Annotated in this window: 20 protein-coding genes and 2 pseudogenes; 15 read left to right on the top strand and 7 right to left on the bottom strand. The window is 59.2% G+C overall.

All coding sequences use genetic code 11. The features are described from left to right. On the bottom strand, positions 1 to 1,278 hold a 1,278-nt coding region (locus WCA85_RS00820), incomplete at its 3' end, for a DUF3300 domain-containing protein (protein WP_424061090.1). A gap of 498 nt (positions 1,279 to 1,776) precedes the next feature. Here WCA85_RS00820 and WCA85_RS00815 point away from each other — a divergent pair. After that, the gene (locus WCA85_RS00815; RefSeq protein WP_424061089.1) at positions 1,777 to 2,157 is read left to right on the top strand and encodes a potassium channel family protein; all 381 of its coding nucleotides are present in this window, start codon (positions 1,777 to 1,779) and stop codon (positions 2,155 to 2,157) included. Positions 2,158 to 2,265: 108 nt separating this feature from the next. On the opposite strand, the gene WCA85_RS00810 is transcribed toward WCA85_RS00815, so the two are convergent. Continuing rightward, on the bottom strand, positions 2,266 to 2,943 hold the full coding sequence (locus WCA85_RS00810) for a carbonic anhydrase (protein WP_424061088.1): 678 nt from the start codon (positions 2,941 to 2,943) through the stop codon (positions 2,266 to 2,268). Positions 2,944 to 3,662: 719 nt separating this feature from the next. Between WCA85_RS00810 and WCA85_RS00805 the strand changes: the two genes are divergently transcribed. Beyond that, on the top strand, positions 3,663 to 3,800 hold the full coding sequence (locus WCA85_RS00805) for a hypothetical protein (RefSeq protein WP_424061087.1): 138 nt from the start codon (positions 3,663 to 3,665) through the stop codon (positions 3,798 to 3,800). Positions 3,801 to 4,191: 391 nt separating this feature from the next. On the opposite strand, the gene WCA85_RS00800 is transcribed toward WCA85_RS00805, so the two are convergent. Next, entirely contained in the window at positions 4,192 to 4,695 is a 504-nt protein-coding gene (locus tag WCA85_RS00800) for a hypothetical protein (protein WP_424061086.1), read from the bottom strand. 380 nt (positions 4,696 to 5,075) lie between these two features. On the opposite strand from WCA85_RS00800, the gene WCA85_RS00795 reads away from it, so the two are divergent. The 7 genes from WCA85_RS00795 (at position 5,076) to WCA85_RS00765 (ending at position 12,531) form a co-directional block, all read left to right on the top strand. Then, positions 5,076 to 5,348 carry a hypothetical protein gene (locus WCA85_RS00795; RefSeq protein ID WP_424061085.1) on the top strand — a complete coding sequence of 91 codons (273 nt, stop codon included), beginning with the start codon at positions 5,076 to 5,078 and terminating at the stop codon, positions 5,346 to 5,348. Positions 5,349 to 5,620: 272 nt separating this feature from the next. Beyond that, positions 5,621 to 6,724, top strand: a complete 1,104-nt coding sequence (locus tag WCA85_RS00790; RefSeq protein ID WP_424061084.1) for an AI-2E family transporter — start codon at positions 5,621 to 5,623, stop codon at positions 6,722 to 6,724. Positions 6,725 to 6,754: 30 nt separating this feature from the next. Next, complete coding sequence (locus WCA85_RS00785) at positions 6,755 to 8,296, top strand: TolC family protein (RefSeq protein ID WP_424061095.1); 1,542 nt, start codon at positions 6,755 to 6,757, stop codon at positions 8,294 to 8,296. Beyond that, positions 8,293 to 9,417: an HlyD family secretion protein gene (locus tag WCA85_RS00780; protein WP_424061082.1), complete on the top strand. Its 1,125-nt coding sequence runs from the start codon at positions 8,293 to 8,295 to the stop codon at positions 9,415 to 9,417. The genes WCA85_RS00785 and WCA85_RS00780 overlap by 4 nt, the downstream gene beginning before the upstream one ends. 8 nt (positions 9,418 to 9,425) lie before the next feature. Beyond that, on the top strand, positions 9,426 to 10,463 hold the full coding sequence (locus tag WCA85_RS00775) for a DUF2955 domain-containing protein (protein ID WP_424061081.1): 1,038 nt from the start codon (positions 9,426 to 9,428) through the stop codon (positions 10,461 to 10,463). Positions 10,464 to 10,600: 137 nt separating this feature from the next. Further along, positions 10,601 to 11,623, top strand: a complete 1,023-nt coding sequence (locus WCA85_RS00770) for a hypothetical protein (RefSeq protein ID WP_424061094.1) — start codon at positions 10,601 to 10,603, stop codon at positions 11,621 to 11,623. Between the two features lie 215 nt (positions 11,624 to 11,838). Then, positions 11,839 to 12,531, top strand: a complete 693-nt coding sequence (locus WCA85_RS00765) for a potassium channel family protein (RefSeq protein WP_424061079.1) — start codon at positions 11,839 to 11,841, stop codon at positions 12,529 to 12,531. Positions 12,532 to 12,747: 216 nt separating this feature from the next. On the opposite strand, the gene WCA85_RS00760 is transcribed toward WCA85_RS00765, so the two are convergent. From WCA85_RS00760 to WCA85_RS00745, 4 genes and pseudogenes are all read right to left on the bottom strand, one after another. Beyond that, positions 12,748 to 13,095 carry a BON domain-containing protein gene (locus WCA85_RS00760; RefSeq protein WP_424061077.1) on the bottom strand — a complete coding sequence of 116 codons (348 nt, stop codon included), beginning with the start codon at positions 13,093 to 13,095 and terminating at the stop codon, positions 12,748 to 12,750. Positions 13,096 to 13,256: 161 nt separating this feature from the next. Further along, positions 13,257 to 13,406: pseudogene (locus WCA85_RS00755) on the bottom strand (acetyl-CoA C-acyltransferase); the annotation flags it as partial. Then, positions 13,376 to 13,549 (bottom strand): annotated as a pseudogene (locus WCA85_RS00750) (electron transfer flavoprotein-ubiquinone oxidoreductase); the annotation flags it as partial. The pseudogenes WCA85_RS00750 and WCA85_RS00755, both read right to left, overlap by 31 nt. A 107-nt stretch (positions 13,550 to 13,656) precedes the next feature. After that, a complete protein-coding gene (locus WCA85_RS00745) occupies positions 13,657 to 14,010 on the bottom strand; it encodes a hypothetical protein (RefSeq protein WP_424061076.1) in 354 nt (117 codons plus the stop codon). A 1,411-nt stretch (positions 14,011 to 15,421) separates the two neighbouring features. Here WCA85_RS00745 and WCA85_RS00740 point away from each other — a divergent pair. The 6 genes from WCA85_RS00740 to WCA85_RS00715 all read left to right on the top strand — a co-directional run. Further along, the gene (locus WCA85_RS00740) at positions 15,422 to 16,345 is read left to right on the top strand and encodes an ATP-dependent Clp protease proteolytic subunit (RefSeq protein ID WP_424061074.1); all 924 of its coding nucleotides are present in this window, start codon (positions 15,422 to 15,424) and stop codon (positions 16,343 to 16,345) included. 46 nt (positions 16,346 to 16,391) lie between these two features. Beyond that, positions 16,392 to 16,478, top strand: a complete 87-nt coding sequence (locus WCA85_RS00735; protein ID WP_424061092.1) for a hypothetical protein — start codon at positions 16,392 to 16,394, stop codon at positions 16,476 to 16,478. A gap of 631 nt (positions 16,479 to 17,109) precedes the next feature. Next, entirely contained in the window at positions 17,110 to 19,860 is a 2,751-nt protein-coding gene (locus WCA85_RS00730) for a decarboxylase (RefSeq protein WP_424061073.1), read from the top strand. Positions 19,861 to 20,131: 271 nt separating this feature from the next. Continuing rightward, positions 20,132 to 21,817, top strand: a complete 1,686-nt coding sequence (aspT, locus tag WCA85_RS00725) for an aspartate-alanine antiporter (protein ID WP_424061091.1) — start codon at positions 20,132 to 20,134, stop codon at positions 21,815 to 21,817. A gap of 574 nt (positions 21,818 to 22,391) precedes the next feature. Next, positions 22,392 to 23,546: a BamA/TamA family outer membrane protein gene (locus tag WCA85_RS00720; protein ID WP_424061071.1), complete on the top strand. Its 1,155-nt coding sequence runs from the start codon at positions 22,392 to 22,394 to the stop codon at positions 23,544 to 23,546. A 228-nt stretch (positions 23,547 to 23,774) separates the two neighbouring features. Beyond that, positions 23,775 to 24,828, top strand: a 1,054-nt coding sequence (locus tag WCA85_RS00715; protein WP_424061070.1) for a DUF3300 domain-containing protein, incomplete at its 3' end; no start/stop codon positions are given.

Below are 24,828 nucleotides of genomic sequence, written 5' to 3'. Positions count from 1 at the left end.
GTTGGCGCCGGATCCCTGCATGCTGGAGCGGCCGCGGTCAGCACTGCGTTGAGTCGCGCCACCCGCGCCTACGCCCTGAAATGCGTTGTCGCGGCCGCCACTCATACCACCTCCCCCTGCACCCCCTACGCGTTCGCTGGCGCGTGAGACGTTGTTCGTGCCTGCGCGATTCGACGCGCCGCCGCGATCGCCCGTATTCGATCTGTCCGCGGTCGATGCGCGATTGCCTGCGTTCGACCTGTCTGCGGTCGATGCGCGATTGCCCGCATTTGACCTGTCCGCCGTTCCAGTTCGATCGCCTGCGCCCGCTCGGTCAGAGGTGTTGGCGCGCCCGTTGCCGCCCGTATCGCGACCGCGGAAATCATTGCGTCCCTCCGCGCCGGCGACGCCGCGCGAGTACTTCTCGCGGGTCGCGTTGTCGCGGTACGCGACGCCCTCACGATGGCTTCCGTCATGCTGCCAGCGTCCTCCTTCGACCTTGGTACGGTCGAAGTTGCGATCGATGTTCGCGGCCTTATTGACGTTGATATTGACGTCGTTGCCGCCCCAGTTGCAGTCGCTGAAGATCGCGCCCGCGGCGGCGAGTCCGACGCCCCAGGCGAGCCCCGTCGCCAGCGCAGCGCCTGGATAATAGGCCGGGGGTGGCGGCCAATAGGTTGGCGGATAGGCTGGATAACTCCAGGCACCATACACGACGGTCGGGTTATAGGCAGGCACGTAGATCACCTGCGGGTTGGCGGGCTCGATTTTCACGATAGTCTGCCCGCCGGCGGGCGCCTGTTCGACGACAACGTTTTGCTGCTCGTTCGACTTGAGGTTGCCCGAATCCTTGGCGCGGGCGCGTAAGCGCTGCACGGCGGCAAAGACGTCCTTTTGCTGTGCGAGAAACGCGTCACCGAGCTTGGTGGTCCAGTCGAGCTTGTCGTTCATGGGCTCGAGAATTTGCGGAAAGGCAACCAGTGATTTCACGCTGACATCCCATGACTGGTTCTCGACAGCCTTCACGGCCGCGTCGCCCTTGACATCCGGATTGGTCTTGACCCAGCGCGCGGCATGCACGATTTCGAGCGGATAGGTCGACGCCATCAGGACTTGCGACAGCACGGAGTCGGGGTAAAGCGCGATCGGCGCAACCAACGCCTCGATTTCTTCCGGCTTGAATGGCTCGCCGGGTGGCGCCTGCTCAGTTTGAGCACGCGCGGCACCCGCTCCCAGCGTTAGCGCGACAAGCAGCCACAGGCACAATGCCGTGACCCATTGATAATTCCATCGGGACATGGCCGCTCCTTCATAGTGGTTGACAGGTATCCGAATGGTTGACAGGTATCCGAACTAATCAGGCCCGTTGCGATTGACAGAAAATTGCAGAACCCCGTGCATGAGTATTCGACTTCATGCCTACTATGATGTTAGAACATCTCACGAGTATTGTGTTGCAAACAGGAGCAAGTTTTCGGACTACGAACAACGCGTGATGCAATGGGATAAATGTTTGAGGAAGAGAGGCGGCAAGCCGCATCAAGTTGGTAGAAAGTCGTCGCTGAATCAACTGCTGAAAAAGATCGATTGCGAGGCATTGGCTCTGTATCGTGAGTTTTTATTTAACAGGTGGGTTCGCCGGGTTGCCGGGGGGTGACAGTAGCGTTCCGGGGAGCAGCACGGGTTGTGAAGGCGACTCAGCGACGGCGAACCGTCGCATGACATCTCCCAACTACATTGCCGTTGATAACGTCGACCGCGATTTGATCTGGCAGTAGATCTCTGGAGGTATGCTTTATGGAAAAGGCCGCAAGAGATGCAGGCCCCGCCCCGCGGGCTCGTGACATATTGCGGGAATTTGGCAAAACCATCTGGTACTTGCGTGCGCTGCTCGCAGGGCTACTGCTGCTGTTTTTAATATTGACGGTCGCAATGTACTACTTCGGTGGACCGGTCGAGACGCAGAATCGAACTTCCTCGCCGTTGGGGGAGACCGTGTACTTCTGCGCCATTACGGCGCTGACGATCGGATACGGCGACGTGGTTCCTACCACCACGCTCGGGCGAATAGATGCGGTATTGCTTGGCCTTGTCGGCTTGCTGATTACAGGTCTGGTCATCGCGGCGGCTGTCCGGGGAGTCCAGGAAGTCGCCCATCCGTCTGATATCAGGCACTGACCGCGGAGAGCTGAACCTGATTTCGTTTCCCTGCTTGCTGAACAGGAAGGAGTCTGTCTGAAATGGAAGTGTGGTGATCGCGCATTGGGCGGAAAACTCCGCATCCTTTCACCGGGCCCGCGCGGCGAGGCGCGCAATCATCCGATCAGCCATCGCGCGGTCGATGACTTCGAATGACCGGCTGGTGCGCTCATAGGCATACATGTCACCGGTCGCAATGTCGAACCACCAGCCGCTCAATACAAGCGCCCCAGCGGTGACCTGTTTGCGGACGATTGGGTAGGTCATCAGATGCTCAAGCTGCGCAAGTACGTTGAGTTGCGACAATTGATCGTACGGTTTCAGCCTGTCATCGAGCGGACCTTCCTGTTCGAGGCGAAACGCTGCATTGTTGGCGTGGTAAAGCCATTTTGCGAGGTTCGGCGCTTTCACCTTCGGGTCGCGCGCGTAAACGGCTTTCATCGCACCGCATTCGGAATGCCCGCAGACGACGATACTCGCGACTTTCAGCACCAGCACGGCATACTCGATTGCGCTCGCCTCGGAGAGGTCGCCTGTGGAGATTCCCTCCGCGGTTGCCGGCGGTACCAGGTTGCCAACGTTACGCATCGTGAAAAGATCGCCTGGGTGCGTAGAGGCGAGCAGATCAGGCACGACCCTGCTGTCCGAGCAGGTGACGAAGAGCGCATCAGGAGCGTGCGAAAGCGCGAGCTTGCCGAAGTGCTTCGCGTATTGCGGCAGCATTTTCTCCCGGAATTCGACGATACCCATAATGAGTTTGCGCATATCCTGTCTCCGAAAGAACGGCTGTTCGCCGTAGAGTTTGCCGAACCTCTAGGCCCTTCCGAGTTGCGGATAATCGACGTGATGACCGTCAGCAGTCGCGGACCTCGGCAGCGGGCGCGGCGCTCGTCCTGAGAAACAGCGCGGAATTCACTGAAGCGGCCGGAGCAGTTTGGGCCGCCTTAACTGGGAGAGCTCTCCAGTCGATCGCTGCATGCAATAAATCCAATGCTTGAAAAGCGGGCAGCAGCACTCGCGGATTACACTACTCTAAGGACTGCGAATTCTACGTTTGTGGAATACGGCTTGTCTGGAGCGTCATTTCGAATCAGTCAGCGCTCAGGCGTCGCGCCTGCGTGGGCCGCCAATGTCGCCGGCAAATTCAATGTAATCGGACTCAAGGCGTAAAGCGTTGCAACTCAGCAATTGTGGCAGTCCAGCGATAATTCCAGGGGTCGAATCCGGCACGATTCATCCGGCTGCAATAGCTGCAGAGGCATTGCGGACATGATACAGCGGCCACAGCGTTGACGATGTAGGCCCATAGTCGCATTGTGCTTTGACCGGCTTGAACCTAGATTGTAGAAGCCCCCATCGGGCGGCCCCTTCCTGCAATGGAGAAGCCTTTGATCGCAGCCGGTGTCACCAGGCGGCGGCCTTATCGACGCGGAAGCGGGCATTAATGCGTTGAGGAGCGCGAAGTCGGGGGCCTCGCGATCGACTTGTACGAGCAGAAGGCGGACCTGTTCTTCCTCGACCTCTCCGGCACCATCGTCATCCACGCTGTGCTCCAGCGGCTTGTCACTTTCCCGAACGCGATCGTGACGGGTCACCGGCCATTCTCACGCGCGAAGCTGTGACGTGATCCCAGCGCAGTCCTTGCCCTGCGGAGGTGTATTGATCCGGTTGCAAATGGAGTGGTACGCAGGGTTTCCCATGGAGAATGCCATGAACGCTTACTACGTAGCAGCTCGGGCAATTGCAGCGTGCGTCGTTGTAGGTTCAATTTCGCCCATTGACGTATACGCACAAACTGGCGCGGCGGCGACGAAGCAGATGCAGGACACTCAACGGGCAGCACATAAAAAAGCGCGTGATGCGAAGAGCACTACGCCGGATCACGCGAAAAAGAAAAGCGAAAACGCGTCTGCTCCGGCATCCGGTGTGCAATGAGCGCGTGATAACTTTTCAGCCGACCTGCTTGATTGAGTCGATGCTCGCATCTCGCACGCATCAGCGCAACGCATGGCCTCAGAACCTGCCTCGCATGCTGGGGTCCCGATCCGGGTCCGGCGTCTTCTGAGTGAGGCGCAAGACGCCCTGATCGTCAAAGTAGAAGTGAAATATCATGTGGTTTATGTTGTTCTCCACATAGCGATACGACCATACTTCGCGTTTCATCCTCGAAAAGTAGGATGTCTCAAAGGGCTTGCCAAAATTGACCAGGACATCGTTGCGCGTCCACTTTCCGACCTCGGCGCGGTAGAACTCGTTCTCCTGCAGTACCTGCCGCATGCTCAGCACCTTGCCGGATGAATCGAGATCGGCGACCGTGGTCGTCGTGCCCATCGGCTGGGTCGGCCACATCAGGCGTTTTCCACCATTCGGCAAATCGTAGGTTTCCTTCGGCTCCCCCAGACGGCTTATAACCGCGGCCTCATCGGCACCGGGTTGAATCTGCTGATGCGGTTGCACGCATGCTGAAAGCGTCAGTGCTACAGAGCAGGCGCGCAACAAAACAGAACGCTGGTGCATGAGCTGTCTCCCACGGTCGGTAAAGGCGATATAGATAATCGCAAGATCATCGTTTCACCCTTACATAGTAGTGGCTTATTCAACGAGGTACGAGGTGAGCGCTACGATTCTGACGCATGTCAGCGCCACTCCATGTCGAGATTTATCGCACGAACTCATGTGAAAGATAAATGGCTTCGCTTGCCGCCGTCGCCCCCCGTGGAACTGCCCGCCGAACTACTTCAAGTCTTTCGCATCACACCCATCGCTTCGAGAGGATCGGCGCAGGATCCGCGTACGACCAAAGTCCAATACAAAATTCATTTCAACGTGTATACGCTGAAAGCTCGCAAGCTTGTCCAACGACAAACCCACAAGTGGGCCAATATTGGGAGTTCGATGTGAAAAACACGATTGTGGCCGTGATGATCACTTTTCTCACGCTGATATCCCTTCCTTGCGCCAGGGCGCAAGGAGCTTCTGACGCGAACGCACCGACGGCCGCTCAACATCCGGATGAGATAGTCAGAATGCACCAGCAGGTCGCTGCGGCGAATCGAGAATACAACCGTGAGGTCGCGGCTGCAAAAAAGGTCTATGACCACAAGAAAGCGGAAGCCGATAAGAAGCGCGACGCGGCAGTTGAGGCCGCCCAACAGGGCACGAGCCAGTAAAACCTGCTCCGCAATACCGAAGTGGTCAGGGTGTTGGGCTCGTATGCCGAGCGTGCCGGACGATTCATCCCGTGGCTGCTCCTCTGCGCCCTGGTCTCGGCGTACCAACTGTCTGGTTCGCAGAATATCGCTACCTCAACGAATAGAGAAGTGCTGCATTTCCGGCTCCTGAGGAGTGTTGTGCGCTGACAGCGACGCCGGTCATGCCCGGTCCCCGGCAAGCCTGGTTTGCCGTTAGGCCGATGGTCACGGCGACCTGCGAGGAGATATCAATGCTGACCACGCCGACAGCGCCCAGGGTTCTATCCCGAGAGATGCTTGACGTATTGATCCGCGCCGGACTTGTGGCGGTTCTCGCCGTTTTCTGCTTTCGGATCTTCGTCCCGTTTCTCAACCTGATGGTCTGGGCGCTGATCCTCGCAATCACCCTCTATCCGCTGCAGGCCAGGCTTCGTCGCCGATTCCCAGGAGCGGATGGCTCGATCGCCACGCTGATCATTCTCGTCGCATTTGGCGTGATTCTTGTGCCAGCGTATCTGTTGGGCGTCACCATTGCCGACTCGATCGACCACGTGATGGCGGTAGTCAAAAGTGGCGGCTTCCGCATCCCCCCGCCTGCCGAATCGGTCGCGAGCTGGCCGCTGGTGGGGCAGCGTGTGTACGACTTCTGGCAGCAGGCCTTCACTAATCTCACAGGTCTCGCTCACCGGTTTGCGCCGCAGTTCAAGGATGCGGGCCTTGCGGTACTCGGTACACTCACCGGCCTCGGCGCGGGTCTCTTGATCTTCTTCTTCGCATTGATCATCGCGGGCATTCTCATGGCGCACGGCGAGAAGGGCCACCGCAGCGCGGTACTGATCGCCTCGCGCATCTCGGGCCCTGAGAATGGTGTGGAAATTACCGACCTTTGCACGGCCACCGTTCGCGCGGTGGCACAGGGCGTGGTCGGTATTGCGTTTATCCAGATGGTGCTGATTGGCGTCGGGTTCATCGTCATGGGGATTCCCGGCGCCGGCCTGCTTGCGCTCGCCGTGCTGCTGGTCGGCATCATGCAGTTGCCCGCCACGCTAATCACCGTCCCCGTGATCATCTTCGTGATATTCACGGATGGGGCCAACACGGCGACGATTGTTTTCTCGGTTTATATCTTTGTGGCCGGTCTCGCCGATAACGTCCTCAAGCCTTTGCTCCTTGGACGTGGCGTTGCAGTGCCGATGCCAGTGGTGCTGATCGGGGCGCTCGGCGGCATGGTGACCGGCGGCGTAGTTGGCCTGTTCATTGGTCCCGTGATGCTGGCGGTCGGTTATAAGCTGTTCTGGCGATGGGTGCGAGAACAGCCGGAGCTTGAGCGGGTTCAGGAAGAGAATCGGCCTTGAAACTGCGGAGATGGCTTCGTGTCGCCTTTCATGCGCCTATACGGAATGCCGGTTCTGCTTGGGGCAGCTTGCATGAGCGGATGCATGCGCGTGGGACCGGACTTTCGCCCACAGCATGAGAGCTGGAGCGAACACTGGAGCAGCCCAGCGATCGAGCAGGTCACAGAGCAGGGCATCCAGCCTGACGCACAGCAATGGTGGCGGATTTTCGCGGACCAGAATCTCGACGGTCTGATTGCCGAGGCAGATGTACACAACGGCGACCTGAAGATCGCCGGCCTGCGCATCATCGAGGCGCGTGCCCAATTGGGTATTGCTGTCGCGGGGCGTTACCCGCAGTTGCAGCAGGCCAATGCCGACCTGCTTTATTCGGCGCGCAAACGCTCTGATGGGTTTGACCCTCGCTCCGGGAGTTTCTTGCAGTACGGCATGGGTTTCAGCATCGGATGGGAGCTGGATTTCTGGGGGCGTTTCAGCCGCGCGATCGAGTCGGCCGACGCCGTTTTTTTCGCCGCGCAAGCCAATCGCGATGACGTGCTTGTTCTGTTGCACGCGCAGGTCGCCACGACGTATTTCACTTTGCGCACAGCAGAGGCGCGGCTGCACATCGCGCGCGAGAACGCCCAGTTGCAAAAGCGTAGCTATGAGATCACGCGATTGCTCTTCAAGAGCGGCGAAACCGACGAATTGGATCTTCAGCAGGCGAAGACGCAATATCTCGGCACGCTGAGCAACATCCCTGACCTCGAGAGCCAGATCATGCTTGCGCGCCATGCGCTGTCCGTCCTGATTGGCCGGCCTCCGGGACCGTTGCCGGAACTCGATGAGCAGCCGGGCAAGGAAGGTGTGGTTCCGCTGGTCGATCGTGCCGTGCTGCAGGACGTGCCGGCCAATCTGCTGCTGCGTCGCCCCGACGTTCGTGCAGCCGAGTATCAGATGGCTGCGCAGTCCGCGCTGATCGGCGTTGCGAAGGCCGACCTGTATCCGTCCGTGTCGTTGCTGGGCTCATTGGTCTGGAGCGCCAGCTCGCTCACGGGTGCACCCAGCACGCTTGCCGTCGTGGGCGGCCCGAGCATCACATGGAACCTGTTTGATCACGGCAAGATCACCAATAATGTGCGCGTCCAGGATGCCCGTCTGCAAGAGTTGATCGTTGCCTATCAGGACACAGTGCGCGAGGCCGCGCGCGAGGCCGACGACCAGGCGACGGCGCTGCTCGCCGCAATACAGCGTGACAGCATCCTGCATGACGCGCAAGGGGCGGCGCGGCGCTCGCTGACGCTCGCCAATACGATCTATCGGGAAGGCTACTCCGATTTTCAGCGGGTCCTCGATGCGCAGCGCGCGCTGTTTGCTCAACAGGATGCTTACATTGTCAACCGCAGCAATGCCGTGAGCAGTCTGATCGCGCTCTACAAGGCGGTTGGGGGAGGCTGGTACACGGAGGCGCCGCTCGTCGACTCCGCGACCCGCCAGCAGATGCAGCAGCGAACCGATTGGGGCGAGTTGCTGAACGAATCGAATATGCCTTCCTCCGCAAACCCTCGCCCATCCGAAGGTCCGTCCCGATGAGCGACCCGGCCAAGCCTTCCACCGTCACGCCGGATGCGCCGGCGTCCGCAGCCAGTTCATCGGATAAGGCCGTGAAGTGGGTCGTTGGCCTGATCGTCGTGAGCCTGATCTGGTATCTGCTCGCCGACCGCTTCGCGCCTTATACGCAACAGGCGCGTGTTCAGGCCTACGTCGTACCCGTCGCCTCGGAAGCCTCGGGACGGGTGACACGCGTTCTGGTCCACAACGACCAGGAGGTCAGTGCGGGCGACGTGCTGTTCGAGGTCGATAAGGAGCAGTACCGCATTGCCGTCGATCGCGCGCGGGCCGATCTCGAGTCGACGCGCCGGCAGATTGGCGCTAGCACCGCCGGGATCGATTCGGCGCTCGCATCGTTGCGGGCGGCAATCGCGAACGAGGTCAAGGGGCGTCAGGACAGCGAGCGTCTTGAACGACTTTATGGGGAAGACGAGGGCACAGTTTCGCTGCGACGCCTGGAAGTCGCGCGTGCGACTCACGAGCAGGCTGAGAGCCAGGTCGCCGCAGCCCGTGCCGAAGTGGAACGCGCGCGCGAGCAGCAAGGTGGCGGCGACACGGAAAATGCGCAGTTGCGCAGCGCCGCCGCTGCGCTGGAAAAAGCAGAACTCGATCTGGCCAATACCCAGATCCGGGCGCGCTCGTCTGGCGTCATCACGGATCTGCGCACTGAAGTCGGCCAGTTCACGGCGGCGGGCAGCCCGGTTATGACGCTGATCGCGATTCACGATGTCTGGGTCAGCGCGGACATGACCGAGAACAACCTTGGTCGCCTGCATCCGGGCACACCTGTGGCCATCGCGCTGGATGCACTGCCGGGCGAAACATTCGAAGGACGGATCCGCAGTATCGGCTACGGCGTGAGCGTGGGCCAGAGCACGCCGCCCGGTAATTTGCCGACGGTCCAGAACAGCCGGGACTGGTTACGTCCGGCACAACGTTTTCCGGTGACCATCGAGTTCGTCAAAGGTGAGCGTGCACGACTGCATAACATCCGGGTGGGAGGGCAGGCCGAGGTGATGGCATTTCCGAGCGAGGGCAATCCACTCAATCCGCCCGGTCGCGTGTTCTTGTATGTGATGAGCTGGCTTTCATACCTCTACTGAGGCAATTCATGCAGATCGAACTCCAGCGCCTTGATCGGCGTGCACTGCGGGTTGCAATCGGCACGGCACTTTGCCTTGCGATCAGTTTCGCGCTGGCGTTGCCGATTCCTGTGGTCGCGCCGGTATTTGCCGTGTTTCTACTCGCGACGCAGAACCGACCGCTGTCTTTCAAGGCAAGTCTGGTTGTTGCGCTGGTCGTCGCGTTGACGACCAGCACTGGGCTGTTGCTTGTTCCGGTGCTTCGCTATTATCCGGCGGCTGGCGTGCTGCTGATCGGGCTTGCGTTGTTCCTCGCATTTCGCTATGGGTTGCGCGGCGGTAACAGCCTGGTTGCGACCTTTCTGGTCGCTGGGCTGACAATGATTACCGCAGCAGGTACGGCTGACTTCCAGTTGGCGGCAACGGTCGTTGGCGCGCTGGTAAAGGGCCTGTTGCTTGCAGTGACGATGTCGGGATTGACTCATTGGCTGCTCCCCGAGCCCCTGAGTGCACGGCCCGAGCCCGCCGTGCGCATCGTGCCGGGAGATCAGGCGAGCCGGATCGCATTACGCGCCGCGCTCGTCGTCATGCCTGCGTGGCTGCTTGCGATGAGCGACCCGGGCGGCTACATGCCGATCATCATGAAGTCCGTGAGCCTCGGCAGACAAAGCTGCGGCACGACGGCCCGTGGTGCGGCGCGCGAACTGCTCGGCACCACACTCCTCGGTGGCCTGCTCGCAATCGTGTTCTGGTTTTCGCTGCGATTCTTTGTCCATCTCTGGATGCTCTTTCTGTGGATGCTGCTGTTCGGCCTGCTGATCGGACGAAAGCTCTATGGCATCAGCCCGACGCGATATTCGCCCGGTTTCTGGCTTAACAGCTTCGTCACGATGATCATCCTGCTTGGTCAATCCGTGCAGGACAACGCCGCTGGGAAGGATGTGTACAAGGCGTTCGCGGTGCGCATGGCACTCTTTGTGGGTGTTGCTCTCTACGCGTGCCTGATGCTTCAGATTTTCGAACGCCGTTGGACCAGACCTCGTACTTCTGCGCTATCACGGCGCTGACTATCGGGTACGGCGATGTGGTGTCCACTACGATATACGGGCGAATCGATGCGGTATTGCCTGACGCAGTACCAGCCTGGCAAGATGAACGGTGGACGATCGAAGCCCGCGTGGCGCCGCAACTGACAGGAGTGCGTATGCGCATTCGAGCCATGAAGTCGGCTTGCAATCTGTTGGACGTTTGGCGAGGCAATCGGAAACATGCGCGTGTGGTGACATGCGCTGGCTTGTTCCTGATCCTCGTGCCGTTTCATTCCAGCGCGCAGGTCACGCCGGATGCATTGTCGAGCCGCACGGTTATCGGCGGCAACGTGAAGCAGCATGCTGACGCCGTGCTCGCAATCATGACCTATACGACGGTTCCCGACGTCACCACCAGCTCGCTGTCGATCAACAGTGGTTCCACCGACAATCCCAGCTTCGGACAGACGCAGCTGGGCGGCGGCTTCACACTGAGCAAGGCGTTCCCGTTGTATCTGGAGGGCACGCTGGCATATAGCCGTTACGACCCGACATTCATCGCCACCGATGGCGTTGAACAGCGTCCGCTGCCGACACGATGGAATACTTTCAGTTCCACGGCCGGTATCGGTTGGGACTTCCACATCACGGATGAACTGGTGTTTCGTCCAATCCTGAACGGAACCATCGGACGTGTCGCGAGCGATCTGAGGGTGGGGCAGTCGGTTATCAATCACGTCACGGACAGTAACCTCCAGTTTCTCGACAACGGCGCGTTGAACGCATACGGCTATGGTGGTTCGGCAATGCTCGATTACGAGCACTACCGCGAAAACTATGAAGTCGATGTCGAATTGCGCGCGACCGATATCGATCTGCGAAGCTTCGGCGGTGAGTCTGGAGCGGTGCAGGGTTCGGCCATGGCGCAACAGTTCAGCCTGTGGGCACGCTGGCGCGCGCCTACCGGTTGGCACGCGCTCGACCGGCCGATTCGCTATGTGCTGGAAACCGCCTACTCGCACTATTTCGGCGACAGCGCGGGTGTGTTGGGATTCAACGACCTCACGTCATTGGGCGTGGGTCTGGAACTCGACAGCAGCAAGTATCCGGTTGTCATCACCCGCACCCGCGTACTCGTGAGATATGTTTTCGGGCACAACGTGCATGGAGCCTCGCTCGGGTTTGCTATGAGCTTTTAGTACTACAGCCGTAGATATGATAGAGGCACGCCACCGCGATATCGGTAATGGCAGTGGCGCCCGTGATACGAAGGCCGGCGCCACTGGTCTTTGGCTTACTCAAATTCGCACAAGGGCCCTGACCTATGTGCGATTGCAACAAAGCCCTTGCGCTCGCGATGGCGCGAGCCGCAGCCTGCGAGTCACCCGCATGATGAACCGAGCGAGAGGTCAATATGGGTATCAATGACACGCGCCACGCCCTGTCGCGCATTCTTTTCCAGCGCTGTTTCTGGTTGTTTGCCGTGCTGCTCGTTCTTATCGGCGCAGTGTCGTTCGTCCCCGCCAGCGACCACGGTCGCCTGGTCCTGAATGGTGTCAACATGGTTCTGCTCATCGCGACGATCTCAGCTGTCGGGCGCACGACCCTATCGTTCGTCGTCGCGCTGCTACTCGCCGTTCCCGCGGTGTGGTTCCAATATCTCGGTCTATGGCACGACAGCGACGCGGACCTGACATGGTCATGGATGTTCAGCGCCATACTTTATTTCATCACTACCGTGTATCTCATGCGCTACGTTTTCCTGCCGAGGATCCTGACACAGGACAAGCTCTTTGGCGCCGCAGCTGCGTATCTCCTGATCGGTGTGCTCTGGGCGTACCTTTACCCGATCATCGGATTTTTCTATCCAAGGTCATACATGATCGTCGGGCAGCCGGGACGACTGGTGTATGCCGATGCCCTTTATCTGAGTATTACCGTGCTCACGAGTACGGGCTTCGGAGACGTGGCACCCCTCACGCGCCAGGCGCGAGGCTTATGCATGATCGAGCAGATAACCGGAACTTTATTCATCGCGATACTCATCGCCCGCCTGGCGGGGGTCTATCCCGGGCGAGAGAGTTACACCGACGACAAGGGGCCATAGGCGGTCAACTTCTATGCTTGCGCGCAAGTCGACTATGGAAAGGCGGTTGCCTTGATCGCAATGTTTGTCCATGCGTGCGTGGGTCGCGACTTCCGGTAATGGACGTTCACGCCAGACGCGTGGCAGGACTCCGATCAACGGCGATTTCAAAAAGGAAAATGATAGTGCCGTGGGCGAATCCTCGGGAGCTGTTCGTGATATTGCGAAAGAGCCTGGCTAATATCCGCGGGTATAGTGCGTCAGATGGTTTCTTACCGACGTGACACCCGGGACGCCCTTCGCCACTTCCGTTGCCTGTTCAATCTGAGCGCCTTCGCCGACAGAGCCTGTAAGTGTCACGGCGCCATCGTGCGCCTTTACGTACACGTTCGATACGACGAAATTGGGTGTTTTCGACAATGCCTTGCGTACGTCGCGAGCCAGTTGGCGGTCCGTAGGTATCGATTTCCCCGAACTCGCGGGACTCGATGCCATCGGCACGTCGCTGCTGGCTTGCGCATAGACGTTCGATGTCAGCGAGACGCATGCCAAAAGGAGGAGTCTGGCGAGGTTCCCAATTTTCATGATCGCTTCTGTCCTTCCGTTCGGTGTACAAGATCGTCAGTTAAAGATAGCCAATATTCGCAGACTACGCAAAGCAATCCCTATTCAGAAGTCGCCGTTTCCAGGAGGCGTTGATTACGGCTGGTCCGGCCTCGTTGCAGATCGGCCAGCATTTCTGGGGGTTATTGAATATTTTCGAAGATGGCTGCAATACCCTGACCGCCACCAATGCACATGGTCACCAGTGCGAAGCGGCCGTCAACGCGTTTCAGTTCATGGAGAGCCTTGACGGTAATCAATGCGCCGGTTGCACCGATCGGATGACCCAGTGCGGCGGCCACGGCACATTGCCGCCCATCAGCTTCTGCTCGATCCCTACCATCAGCGTGCCCAGATACAGGCCCTTGCTCATCCACTGCTTGAAGTTGCGGGCACGGTAAAGCTCACCGTACAGCTCAATCGTTGATATAGGCTCACCACCTTAATCATAGTACGGTAGCGGCCAGACCATACTTGATCGCCAAGCCGATGCCCGGGGATCCAGGTTGCGGCGTCTATCTGCATAGCAGCTCATGCAGCGCGTTAGCGTCCCATTCGCCGATCGTAGCCGCGCGAGATGCGATCGAGCAGCGTCGGGTCGCGCGGATCAGGTGAGTTGAACTGCACGACGACGCTGCCGTCGGCTTGTTGGCGCACGCTCGCCGTTACGGTGCTGCCGTTTAGTCTACCGATGACGGTGCCGCTGCCTGGGTCCTCGACGCTGATCGTCAGGCCTTCGTCGCGCATTGCGTCCGCCGCAGCGGAGAAGGACCGATCGAAGCTTGCCGGTGTGGTGACAACGGTTCCGGGCGGCACCGCGTAGTACGGGCAGCCGGTCAACGGTAGCAACAACGCGCAGACACTGATGAGCGCGAGGCGCCTCAAGATGATATCCACGTTTTTCCCTGACCGGGCTCGAACGACGTTGTCGCTGCGCGAGTGAGATTGAGGCTTACCCGATTGAGTCATCGCTGTTTCCCTCGGTTGAATACGACACCCGGCAATGCACATATTCTTGTCGCGGTATGCGGCCTCCAGCGCTCACTACTCAATACTTGATATCGCGCGCCGTCTGACGTCCGTTCTGCTTGGTTTGGCGCTTATCCTGTCGGCAGTGCGAATTGCTTTTCTGGTCTGTGGCGCGGCACTCCTGCTTGGTATGTCGTGAACCCTGCCGTGTTTCCTGGCGGACGTCACGTCCCGCACGGCGTTGTTGCGCTTGCTCTGTGGCCCATGAAGCGGCCGACAAGGTGGCGAGAATCATCGCGACTATAGTGATAAACCGGGGGCTCCATCCTGGCATGATGTGATCTCCGATGAACGATGTCCCGAAACCTGCGTCCAATGAAACCAATCCTGGGCGCGATCAAATCCGCGCCTGCCGTCGACCGTGGCGCGAAGGCATGGCATGGAGAGCATCAGGTTCGCTTCAACTTCGAGAAACAGTGTGGGGGTTGTTGTCTATCGATCGTCGCTCCCGCTTCGGCGATCTGCCGCCCGCAGCCCCGCAGGCGCGACGCGTCAGGCAGGCCGGCCACACCCAGGGCGGACGTGATGCGGCGGATACGCCGTATCTCCAGCTTACCAGCGCGACGGACCGCGACTATCGGACCTTGGTCCTACCGAAGCGCGCAGCAAGAGCGTGGCTAATATTCGCGCCGCGCTTCGCGCAACGCAGCGATGAGCAGGGCAAACCATGCCGGGCCCGATAACGGTACCGGATACCCAGCACGGTGTTGCCCACGCCTGTGCCGGAAATCGATCGAACCGAGGCCAGGCAACAGGCCGCCAAAGCCCGATCAGAACTTGAAGGTCACGTTCAAGCTCGGGCCGTTAAAACGCAGCGTTTGTACGAGTTGACTGCCCGAGCCGTAAAAAGCGAGGTACCGATAGAGCAGGCCAACATCGCTCGTCAATGCCGTCCCAGCCAGCGCGTCCCACCGCCCCTAACTGCCGCCGCAAGACCGGACTGATTGGCACACCAAAGTCCGCCCTCGGACAGAGCCGACCTTCGTCCTTGCAGATGCTTCGGCAACTGCCTGGACGCGGTCGGCCGAACGGACACGTGCTAGGCGATATCCGTGCCGACTGCCGTAAAATTAATTTGAATCCTCCGGTTGCCTGGGAAATCTTGTGTTTTCAGCTTGGAGACATTGATGCCGTTGGCCCGTTAGGATCCGCCTTCCTTTGCTCGCACGTTCACGGGCGGGAGGCGTTCATTTCACTTCTGTCAATGTCGGACCTTCAGGTCATCACGGCACCCTCGATGGACTCGAGACTATGCTTCTGGTGTTCCGAGGAGAAGCGCATGCGTAGCATTGAGCACCGAACAGTTACACACGCGGCGGCGTCAGGCTGGATCACCCGATTTCTTGGCTGGCTTTGTTTTACTGTACTGATGATTCCCGGCGTGGCGCCTGCGATGGACTTCAAGATCTACTACCAACCACAACTCAAGCTGAAAATGATTATCGCCGAGGGGAGGATTCAGGACGGTGATGCAGACAAGTTCATGGCGCTCGCCAAACTGGCTGACCGCGATGACGAAGGCCTTGTCATTCTTGTTTTAAATAGTCCAGGAGGGAATGTGGAGGCCGCTTTCCGGGTGGTCGATGCAATGGACAGTGTACGTGTTTATACGGCAGTGCCAGATAATGCAAGGTGCGCGTCCGCTTGCGCGTCCATTCTGTTTGCTTCAGGGGAACGCCGAAGCGTTGTTGGTACTGGACTACTCGGTTTTCACAGTTGCTACCGGCGAGATGGGCGAACCTACGCCGAGGACTCGCTCTGCAACGAAATAATCGCGGCAAACGCAATGCAAAGGGGCGTAAGCCATGCAGGCATCAATCGTTTCGTTAAGCAATATGGTGCGACGGACATGGCATGGGTCGGGCACGATGAGGCTTGCAAGTCGCTGCAAGGGCTATGCAAACCAGGGCTCTTGGAGATCCAGCGCGGGACGAAGACTGCATTGATGCAAAGTTTCGATTGCAGCAAACTGATATCTGTCCAGGATCAACTGATTTGCGGGGATTCGGAACTCGCAAGTGTCGATAAAGCGTTGGCAACAGTCTATGGCCGAAAGATGAAAGTATTGGCTAACAGGACGCGATTGCGAGCGGATCAACGCGCATGGCTTCGTAGTTCTCGCAATGCGTGTGCCGACAAAGCTTGTCTACTACAGAGTTATCATCTGCGCATCGATGAATTGAAGCGGATGCGGTCGCAATGATGTACCGATAGCCGTTCATATCAGCATCGTCGCAAAAGACGGCGCGGTGACGCTGAACGGAACGGTCACGGATGCGTCGCAGATTGGCGAGGTCGCAGATATTGCGGGGGCAGTTCCTGGGGGGTGTCGGTGACCAACAAGCTGACGGTTAAGAAACCATTGGGCGGCAGGAATGGTTGGCTCCGGCGCCAGCGGGCAGCCGGGCCAACGCTATACCCACAGATCACGAGTCGGCGTTCGCAACCGTCCGTCAGAATCAAGCTGCACATACTCCACTCTTGACGTTAGCTCCCGCCAGCCGCTCTGGCTGCACTACGCGACCACAGCCTCCGGGATGTCTGCGCGGACAGGTTGTGGGACCAAAGTCGTATTGTCGGTTGCAGCAAGAAGAACCATTGTAGTGACGAAGACGGACCGATTCGAGAGACGCCTGCGGCTGGGCACGGCATTGGCACGCCGTATCCGTCGGGCCGGGTATCGCTCGCGAATCTGAACGAATCGGGCTATCGAAAGATTGGCCGAGTCGCACGAACAATGCTTTTTCCGATTATGTCGAGCGCTACAACGCTACGGCCGGCAACCGGCTGGACAACAACAGGGCCCTGTGGATCCTGCACATACCGACCCTGTACACACTGGCGATCATGCCGGCCACGGCGCCCTTTGCATTTAACCTGTCGCCATCGAAGCGTGCCGGATGAATACGGCCAGCGAAAAGCTCACGCCTCTGATGGCCGTATGAAAGAACGCCCGGGAGACCCGAGATGGAAACCGTCGCCAAGCTTGTGCCGGAGTTCGGCCTCAACCAGTTTTTCTCGGCCGCGGAAGCGCGGGTCGATCACTGGCGCAGCCTGAACCGGGTCTTGCGCGCCGTGGCGAGGCAGCCGCAGCAGGAGGCAGACGGTTTGCGCGACCAGGCACGGTCGGTACTGGATGATCTGGGGCCGCTCGAGGAACTGAACGCGTATCCAGGCCCCTTCCTGATGGCCCAGGTGCATGAACGACTTGCGGCGAGCGAGTACGATATCCTGTCCCGTCTCGTGCAGCGGATCAGCGCGGCTTTGATGTCCAATAGCTACCGTGATGATAAGGAAGCCTGGAAGGCGGAAGAGGAGGGTGAGCTACGGTTACCGGATTTTCTGCCTCCCTCCATCGGCCACGGACAAAGTCGTAAGCCCTATTTCGAAGTTCTCGTGGTTGCTGCCGGCGAGCGTTCCACCTGGCCTGATATCCGCGACGGCTTCCGCCGCCTGCGCCGTGACGACGACAGCTTCGTCTACGAAATGGTGGTGGTTGGCAGCTTCGAAGACGCCGTGCTGGCGACCATTTTCAACTACAACCTGCAGTCGGTGGTGATTGTCGATGGCTTTAGCTTTGCCTCGCAATTTACGTCGGCTGCACTGCGTGACATCATTGTCCGCAATACGCCTGCCGGAATGGGAGCGGAGATGGAGGACATGGGCTCCGCACTCGCTCGTCTGGTGCGTGGCCTGCGCCCCGAACTCGACGTGTTTCTCTCCACCGACCGCGACGTAGGTCAGTTGGCGGGCTCGGATGCTGCCGCGCCCCTGCGTCGGATATTCTACGGCGCGGAAGAGCCGATGGAGATCCATTTGGCCATCCTGGACGGCATCAGGGACCGTTACGACGCACCGTACTTCGACAACCTCAAGCACTATGCTGCACGTCCCATCGGCACCTTCCACGCGCTGCCGGTGGCGCGAGGCAAGTCGATCTTTAAATCCAACTGGATTCGCGACATGGGCGAATTCTATGGCGCGAATCTATTCCTTGCCGAATCTTCGGCAACGACCGGAGGGCTCGACAGCCTGCTCGAACCCACTGGCAATATCAAGGCGTCTCAGGACAAGGCCGCACGTGCGCTAGGTGGAGACCGCACGTTCTTCGTGACCAACGGTACCTCGACTGCAAACAAGATCGTGCATCAGGCGCTGCTGACGCCGGGCGACATCGTGCTGATCGACCGCGACTGCCACAAGTCGCATCACTATGGCATCGTGCTGGCCGGCGCGCAGCCGCTCTACATCGACGCGTACCCGCTGACGCAGTACTCGATGTACGGTAGCCTGGCGATACGGCCTATCAAGCAGGCGCTGTTGGCGCTCAAGGCTGAAGGCAAGCTCGACCGTGCCAGGATGCTGGTGCTGACCAATTGCACTTTCGACGGCCACGTCGCCAACGTGGAACAGACCATGCTTGAGTGTCTGTCCATCAAGCCTGACCTGATTTTCCTCTGGGATGAGGCCTGGTTCGGCTACGCCCGCTTTTCGCCGCTACTGCGCATGCGCACGGCCATGGGCGGTGCCGCGAAATTGCGTGAGCTTATGCACGATCCCGCATACCGCGACAGGTATGAGGCATTCAGGCAATCCTCCGCGGACATTGGCGCGACCGACTCGCGCCTGCTTGACATGCAACTCCTGCCCGACCCGGATCAGGTCCGCATTCGCGTCTATGAAACCGATTCGATCCACAAGTCGATGTCGGCCTTGCGTCAGGGCTCGATCATCGTCGTGGCGGACCAGGACTTTCATACCGTCGAGGCACAGTTCAAAGAGGCTTTCTTCACCCATACGTCCACTTCCCCGAACCTGCAGATCATCGCATCGATCGACGTGGCACGACGGCAGATGGAGCTCGAAGGATACGAACTGGTACAACGTGCCATTCAGCTGGCGATCGAGATCCGCAGGGAGATCAACAATCATCCGCTCATCTCGCGCTATTTCCATGCAGCCACACCCGCGGAGATGATCCCGGAGACGTATCGGATTTCCGGTTTCTCCGATTACGGAATGGCCGGAAAGACCATCTCCGATGCCACCCAGGCCTTGCGTAGTGACGAGTTCTTTCTCGATCCCACCCGCATCACACTGCTTTGCGGCAACGCGGGCTACGACGGCACCCGTTTCAAGGGACTGCTCGCCGAGAGCTATGACATCCAGATCAACAAGACGTCGCGCAACAGTGTTCTGGTCCAGATCAACATCAACAATACGCGCAGTGACATGGCACACCTGATCAAGGCGCTTGCCGACATCTCCCGCGCATTGGAGCGCGAGTTGGAGGAAGGAGGCGAAAGCGCGCGGGCCAGTTTCGCGGCGCGCGTTAAGGCTCTCGTCGAAGATGTACCGGAACTGCCGAACTTCAGCCGTTTCCACAATGCGCTGCGCGAAAATAGTGAGAGCGCAACGCCCGAAGGCGATATGCGCACGGCCTACTATCTGGCTTACAAGCCGGAGGCATGCGAGTGGCTCAAGTTGAACGACGAGCGCATCGACGCTCGTCTGAAGGAAGGCCCCGAACTTGTCTCAGCCAGATTTGTCATTCCTTATCCGCCTGGATTCCCAATCATGGTCCCGGGACAAGTCATTACGCCGGAGACCATTGCCTTCATGCGCAAGCTGGATGTGAAGGAAATTCATGGCTATAACGCCCTGCGAGGGCTGGAATTAATCAAGCCGGAAGCCTTGGACGCCCTCCGGCGCAGGTGACCTGACCAGGGTCACACCTCTTGCGCAGCTGGTAGTGAACAAGGAGACCAATAATGGAGGCGCTATCCGGGTGGCTGATTGCCAGTCCTTATATCCCACTATTCTTCGGGATCGCCGCACCGATATTTCCCGGCAAGGTGACGATTAAGGGCTACCGGCCCGGGCTGGTCGTTTTCGCTATCGTGATGGGTGCCGCAGTTTCAGCAACGGCATCAACCAGCTGTATCAGGATGAGCCCCGTTGGCATGTTGAGGCGGTGAGTAAAGTGCTGATGAACTGGGTGACAAAGGCACTGCAGGCATCGCCAGAACTGGCGATGTTCCTTGCGGTCGGCATCGGCTATTGGGTCGGCGGTATCAAGCTAGGCAAGTTCTCGCTGGGGACGGTCACCGCAGCGTTGATCGCCGCACTGGCAATCGGGCAACTCCATGTGGAGGTCAGCCGCGAGCTCCGCTGGGGGCTGTTTCTGCTGTTCCTGTTCGCCAACGGCTATGCCGCGGGTCCGCAGTTCTTTCAGGCACTCAAGGAGGATGGCGTCAAGCCGATGCTACTGTCTGTCGTGGTGATGGTCGTAGGACTTGGCACGGCATGGTTCATGGCGCATCTGTTCAAGCTCGATGCGGGGACCGCCGCCGGGATTTTTTGCGGAGGGCTGACTCAATCTGCAGCGATTGGTACCGCCACCGACGCCATCATGAACCTCCCGTTGCCCTTGGCGGAGCGCAAACTGATGGCAAACCACATCGCCGTCGCCGATGCGCTGACTTACCTGTTCGGCGCGATCGGCATGATCGTGTTCGTCAGCTCCCTGGCTCCGCGTATTCTGCGCATCAACCCGCGCGAGGAGGCTGCCGCGCTGGAGCGCAAATTCGGGATTCAACGCGAGGCGGCTGGTGTATTCACGGCACACCAGAGATTCGCCGTGCGTTCATATCTTCTTTCCAGCGGCGAATTTGCGGGCAAGCGGGTCGACGAGGCGGAGCACAGCGGATCTCCTATGCGCTATTTCGTCGAGCACATCCTGCGCGGCGGCAACGCCATCGAGGTGCGGCGAGAGACCGTGCTACAAGCCGATGACACGGTCACCCTCTACGGACAAATGCCAGCCCTGGTAACGATCGGTCCACGGTTTGGCACCGAGTTGCACGACCCAGGACTGCTGCAGTTCCCGATCGAAATATTGAAGGTCGTGATAACGAACAAAGCCCTTTGCGGGGTTCCGCTCGAAGCGTTGATGAAGGCGCCAGAGTTCGACTTTCGCGGCGTGGGGTTGCGCTCGATTACGCGCGGCACGCAACAGATCCCGATCGGTACCGCGACCGTCCTGGATCGCGGTGACGTGCTCGAACTTGTCGGCCCGCAGCGCGCGGTCGAAAGAGTTGCAGCGGAGATCGGTTATCCGCTGCGTCCCAACCATGCCACTAGTCTCTCCATGCTTGGGCTTGGCATACTTGGCGGGGCGCTGCTGGGGCTACCTTATGTCATGGTGGGTAACGTCAGGCTCACGCTCAGCGTTAGCGTCGGTACCCTGCTCGCCGGTCTGCTGCTCGGTTGGCTGCGCTCGCTGCGTCCGACACTGGGTGATATTCCCCAGCCCGCATTGGACCTCATGATCAACTTCGGGCTGGCGGCCTTTGTCGCTTGTTCCGGCCTGCAGGCTGGCCCCGAGTTCGTCCAGGCGGTGAAGGAACTGGGACTCGGCATCTTGCTGGCCGGTGCTGTGGTGACTATGCTGCCGCAGGCGGTGGCGCTTCTGGTCGGTCGGTACGTATTGCGAATGAATCCATTGATGCTGTTGGGCGGACTGGCCGGTGCCCAGACATTTACAGCCGCCCTTGCTGCCGTCCAGGAGAAGGCCGGCAGCCGCATTCCAGTGCTCGGCTATACGGTGCCCTATGCGACGTCGAATATCCTTCTGACCACTGGTGGGTCAATCATGGTCGCCTTGATGTCCTAGTCTGTTCGGGGGCGTTCGAAGCCGCGCGTCAGGCTGGCGCGGTTTCCGCCACGACCGACGTCTGATGCAACGATCAAAGATAAGTGGAGGCCTGCTGTTGCCGCTGCGCTCCGTGCTGAAAAGCGTCGTTAGATGATCCCGTACGACCAAGGTCCGATACGGAATTGCTTCTATCGTGTATACGCTTAAAGTTCCTCGGCATGTACGCCAACAAACCTGCACGCATATGCAACGGTGGCAAGTTGCGTCTGCAACTGGGATGGCGATGCAGGTGCGGCAAACGGCAGAGGTTTCTGTCGCATCCACAGCAGTTCGACCCTGTCAGAATTGTTAGACGTACGCACAGACATCGTCGATGGCAGTTTCTTCTGGTGTTCGGAGTTTGGCGATGCTCTCGCCAGATAACAAGTGGAGCCATGCGTTGCCAGACTGGGCAGCCGGTCTTGAGTGGAACCGCGTTGTGACGCGTTACAACCGCGACACGGACATCATTTTCGCTGGATTGGGATATCGACGGTGTTGCGCAGTGCGCGATGTGTGGACCTTGTACCAATGCTGATTGTTAAGGTACGGCATGAATGGTCTTCTTGCGTCAAGGCGAGCATGTTTGACCGTTGCTATCGTGACCGCAAGCGCTGTCGGGGCCGTTAGCGTCCGCGCCGATGAGCAGCCGCTCAGCTTTTTCGATCCTGAAGATGGGCAACTGGACATGAGTGACTTCCTTCTCGATCACAAAGGCGCACTGCCGGTGCCGATCGTGATCACAGAGCCGGCCGTCGGTTATGGTCTCGGGCTTGGAGTGCTCTTCTTTTCAGGGCCAATGACCGGAACGGCTGCGGATACAACGGCCGATCATCCGAACCGCGTTCCCCCGAACGTCACTGCGCTGGGCGGTATCTACACGGCAAACGGCACCTGGGCGGCGGCCGCTGCTCACTTTCACACCTGGGACGATGACCGATACCGGTATCTCGGTGCGGTAGCCAGAGTCGATGCCCATCTGGATTACTTCGGCCTGTCCAGCCAGCCCAGGGCCTATACGCTGCAGGGCAACGCGTTGCTACAGCAATTTCTGGTGCGCATGGGCAACACTCGCTGGTATGGGGGAGTGCGTTACGTCTACTTCGATTCTTCGTCCACCTTTACGGGTGGTAGCGTTCCCGGTGAACTGGGCAATTTCCAGAAGGACCAGCGGATTGGCGCGGGTAGTCTCATCGTGGACTACGATTCGCGCGACAACATTTTTTATCCGGGTTCAGGTAGCTTCGCCGAGTTCGAAACACAATTTGCACGCCCGGGGTTTGGAGGTACCGAGAATTACAACGTCTACGCTGCGCGGGGCTTCAAGTGGATTCCGCTGACGCGTACGCTGATCCTTGGCCTGCGGCTAGATACAAAGTTTTCGACCGGCAACACCCCCTTCTATGCACAACCGTATGTTGATCTGCGCGGGGTTCAGAAGGGTCGATACCAGGATCGCAATGCGGTTGCGGCTGAAACCGAGTTGCGCTGGGACGTAACGCCCAGATGGTCGCTGCTCGGGTTTACGGGTGTGGGTAAGGCTTATGGGCGTTTAGAGAGCTTCTCTCAGGCGCAGAACGTCCAAAGCGTAGGGGCGGGTTTCCGTTACCTGATCGCACGCAAGCTGGGCGTCTCGATTGGAGTCGACGTCGCCCACAGCAAGGACCAGAACGCGTTCTATATCCAGGTTGGCAGCGCATGGCGTTAAACCTTGATTCCTGCGAGGAGAACCGGAGCGTGGGCGCGATTCCGGACTGCTCCGTGCGACTCATGATGAGCGACTCTGCGGGCAATGGGATAGCCTGTGAAGGCATTTTATTTGTAAGTATGACGAACTATGATGTAAAAACCTAAGCTACCTGATCAGTTTAAATTCACCCGGAAACGGCATGAACGCATCGCGTTCCGCGATAGTAGCCCGCCTGAAGGAGAGGCCATGACCCAATGGAATCAACGATGGAGAACGGTTTTCTTGTGGCTGCTTTTCCTGGTCGCAATGCCAGCCTGCGCAGATAGTGGTCCCGAGAATCCGGCTGCATACAAGCCAGAAGAGATCGAGGCACTCGTCGCGCCGATCGCTCTTTACCCTGACCCCGTGCTGGCTCAGGTTTTGATGGCATCGACGTATCCGCTGGAGATCGTCCACGCAGCACGCTGGGTAAAAGCGAATCCGAATGTTAAGGGCGACGACGCTGTAAAGGCGGTACAAAACCAGTCGTGGGACGTCAGCGTGAAATCACTAGTGGCGTTCCCGCAGATTCTCGAGCCAATGTACGACAAGTTGGACTGGACACAAAAGCTCGGCGACGCTTTCCTTGCGCAGCAAAAGGATGTGTTCGCTGCGGTGCAGCGACTGCGGGCGCGCGCGCAGGAATCGGGCAACCTGAAGTCGAATGAGCAGCAGCAGGTGATCGTTGAGCCCGCGCCCGCAGGTGGCCAGACGAGCGTTGTGCGCATCGAACCGGCCAATCCAGCGGTGGTCTACGTGCCCGCCTACAACCCGACTGTCGTCTATGGCGCATGGAGCTACCCTGCCTATCCGCCCACCTATTGGCCGCCATACCCGGCTTACTACCCTGGTTACTACCCCGGCGCGGCCCTCGCGACGGGATTCGCCTGGGGTATTGGTATCGCTGCCGCTGGCGCGATCTTCAGCGACTGCAACTCGTGTTGGGGTGGGGGCGACGTCAACATCAACTCCGACAGGGCGAGGAATGTCGACCGCAACTTCGATAGCAGCAAGGTGCAGGGACAGGGCGGCCGCTGGCAGCATGACGCGAGCCATCGCCAGGGCGTCGCCTACCGGGACAATGCAACGCGCGATAAATTTGCGGGGCAGGCGTCGGGTGCCGACCGGCGTTCCCAGTATCGCGGCCGTGGCAGCGACGCTAGTACGCGCCCCGGAGCAACCGACCGGGCTGCTGCAGGCAACCGCGCCACAGCCACGGACAGGTCGGCGGGCGGCAATCGCGCAACGGCCGCCGATCGCT

It is taken from the genome of Paraburkholderia sp., from assembly GCF_049581445.1.
Classification (GTDB): domain Bacteria; phylum Pseudomonadota; class Gammaproteobacteria; order Burkholderiales; family Burkholderiaceae; genus Paraburkholderia.
The sequence above is the reverse complement of the archived record's forward strand: the minus strand, read 5'-3'. Positions and strand labels throughout refer to the sequence as shown.